3 protein-coding genes are annotated in these 3033 nt (G+C 41.7%); all 3 read left to right on the top strand.

The features are described 5' to 3' along the window. Positions 1-744 (top strand): PucR family transcriptional regulator (locus tag QZ565_RS09000; protein ID WP_295528470.1); only part of this gene is annotated, 744 nt, incomplete at its 5' end. Positions 745-856: 112 nt separating this feature from the next. Beyond that, the gene (gene ugpC / locus QZ565_RS09005; protein WP_049550746.1) at positions 857-1987 is read left to right on the top strand and encodes a sn-glycerol-3-phosphate ABC transporter ATP-binding protein UgpC; all 1131 of its coding nucleotides are present in this window, start codon (positions 857-859) and stop codon (positions 1985-1987) included. Between the two features lie 134 nt (positions 1988-2121). Beyond that, positions 2122-3033: HD domain-containing protein (locus tag QZ565_RS09010; RefSeq protein ID WP_295528475.1), on the top strand; the 912-nt coding region annotated here is incomplete at its 3' end.

Genomic DNA, 3033 nt, shown 5'->3' on the forward strand with positions numbered 1-3033 from the left:
CTCAGTGAGCGTGAAAAGCAGTTGGTTGCCCTTTTGACTCAGCAAGAGCAGGCTCATTCGCTCAATCCTTGGTATTCCTATCTGATTGAGGGCAAGGGACAAGCACCACAAACTTTTAAAAAGATTCAGCTGGTTTATTGCCATCTTTCCTATTTTCAACAGGAAAATCTAGCTTCTTGGCTGGACATGATGCGGACTCTTTTTCCTAACTGTCAGACGGTGCTTCAGGTCGGAGCTCAGGATTATGTTTTCGTGCTGCAACAAGATAAATACAGTTCTGTACGAGCTATTTTAAGTGATACGATTGAAGCGGTTGAGTATGACTTTGGACTGCGTTTGTCTATCATGTTAGGCCAAGTTTGGTCTTGGGCAGCACATCAAGCTCTGTCAGACTTAATCAAAGCGGAGCGGGATTTGTTTAAGACTTGGTGGCGTCAGGGTCACCAAGGTGTTCACACCTTTTCACAACTCTATCTTTGGAGTATGGGGGAAAGGCTTGTGGACCTGAGAGTCATTAAAGAATGCCTACATCAGATGATTTTGGATCAGGATCAGATTCAGGAAATTATCCTTTCTCTTTGGGAAAACAGTGCTGTTCTGACTAAAACAGCCCAGCAACTCTATCTGCACCGCAATTCTCTCCAATACAAGATTGATAAATGGGAAGAATTGACAGGGCTTCAGTTGAAGGAATTGACCGACCTGACCTTGTGTTATCAGTTGATTTTACCAGATATTCTCTAAAGTTTTGTGCAAGTTGCACAGAACTTTTTTGTTTTTTTGGTCACCTTGCCATAGAAATGTAAAGCGTTTTCATTTATAATAAAACTATCAAAAGACAAAAGGAGTTCACCTAATGGTAGAATTAAATCTTAAAAATATTTACAAAAAATATCCAAACAGCGAACACTACTCAGTTGAAGACTTCAACTTGGACATCAAAGACAAGGAATTTATCGTTTTCGTAGGTCCTTCAGGATGTGGTAAATCAACAACTCTTCGTATGATTGCTGGTCTTGAAGACATCACAGAAGGTACTGCATCTATCGATGGCGTGGTTGTCAACGACGTAGCTCCAAAAGACCGTGACATCGCCATGGTATTCCAAAACTACGCTCTTTACCCACACATGACTGTTTATGACAACATGGCTTTCGGTTTGAAATTGCGTAAATACAGCAAGGAAGATATCGACAAACGTGTACAAGAAGCTGCAGCAATCCTTGGTTTGAAAGAATTCTTGGATCGTAAACCAGCTGACCTTTCAGGTGGTCAACGTCAACGTGTTGCCATGGGTCGTGCAATTGTCCGCGATGCAAAAGTGTTCTTGATGGACGAACCTTTGTCAAACTTGGATGCCAAACTTCGTGTATCGATGCGTGCTGAAATTGCGAAAATCCACCGTCGTATCGGAGCTACAACTATCTACGTAACTCACGACCAAACTGAAGCGATGACACTTGCAGACCGTATCGTTATCATGTCAGCAACTAAGAATCCTGCTGGTACAGGTACTATCGGACGTGTAGAACAAATCGGTACTCCTCAAGAAGTTTACAAAAACCCAGTTAATAAATTCGTAGCAGGCTTCATCGGAAGCCCAGCTATGAACTTCATCAATGTGAAATTGGTTGGTAGCGAAATTGTTTCTGACGGTTTCCGTTTGAAAGTTCCAGAAGGCGCATTGAAAGTTCTTCGTGAAAAAGGCTACGAAGGTAAAGAATTGATTTTCGGTATCCGTCCAGAAGACGTGAATGCAGAACCTGCTTTCCTTGAAACATTCCCAGAATCAGTTGTCAAAGCTACTATCTCAGTATCAGAATTGCTTGGTTCAGAATCTCACCTTTACTGCCAAGTTGGTAAAGATGAATTTGTTGCCAAAGTTGATGCTCGTGACTACTTGCAAACAGGTGCAACAGTTGAACTTGGATTTGACTTGAACAAAGCACACTTCTTCGATGTAGAAACTGAAAGAACAGTTTACTAAGATAAAAGAAACTTAAAACACTGCTAGAGAAATCTGGCAGTGTTTTTTGAGATGTGGATTGATTGAGAGGGAATTTTCTAGTTTTCATATTCTTAAAAAAGTGATAAAATGGTAGGAAGAATTGGAGAGTAGAGATGCCGAAAGAAGTGAATTTAACAGGCGAAGAAGTTGTCGCTTTAACCAAAGAATATTTAACGGAAGAGGATGTCCATTTTGTCCATAAGGCCTTGGTCTACGCGGTGGAATGCCATAGTGGTCAATATCGCAAATCAGGTGAGCCTTATATTATTCACCCTATCCAAGTGGCAGGTATTTTAGCCAAACTCAAGCTGGATGCTGTAACGGTAGCTTGCGGTTTCTTGCATGATGTGGTAGAAGATACAGATGCGACCTTGGATGATTTGGAAAGAGAGTTTGGACCCGATGTGCGGGTAATCGTAGATGGGGTTACCAAGCTCGGTAAGGTCGAGTACAAATCAATCGAGGAGCAGTTGGCTGAAAATCATCGCAAGATGCTTATGGCCATGTCTGAGGACATTCGTGTTATCTTGGTCAAACTGTCTGATCGTTTGCACAATATGCGAACTCTTAAACACCTTCGAAAAGACAAGCAGGAGCGCATTTCCAAAGAAACTATGGAAATCTATGCGCCACTTGCCCACCGTTTGGGGATTTCCAGTGTCAAATGGGAATTGGAAGATTTGTCTTTCCGTTATCTCAATCCAACGGAGTTTTACAAGATTACCCATATGATGAAGGAAAAACGCAGAGAGCGTGAAGCCTTGGTGGATGAGGTAGTCACAAAATTAGAGGAATATACGACGGATCGTCACTTAAAAGGGAAGATTTACGGTCGTCCTAAGCATATTTACTCGATTTTCCGTAAAATGCAGGATAAGAGAAAACGGTTTGAGGAAATCTATGACCTGATTGCCATTCGCTGTATTTTGGATACCCAAAGTGATGTTTATGCTATGCTTGGTTATGTGCATGAGCTTTGGAAGCCGATGCCAGGTCGCTTTAAAGACTATATAGCTAACAGAAAT

This window comes from uncultured Streptococcus sp. (assembly GCF_915066115.1).
Taxonomy (GTDB): Bacteria; Bacillota; Bacilli; order Lactobacillales; family Streptococcaceae; genus Streptococcus.

Coding starts and splice junctions, on each gene's coding strand:
- ugpC (WP_049550746.1), top strand. CDS start 857: ATGGTAGAATTAAATCTTAAAAATATTTACAAAAAATATCCAAACAGC.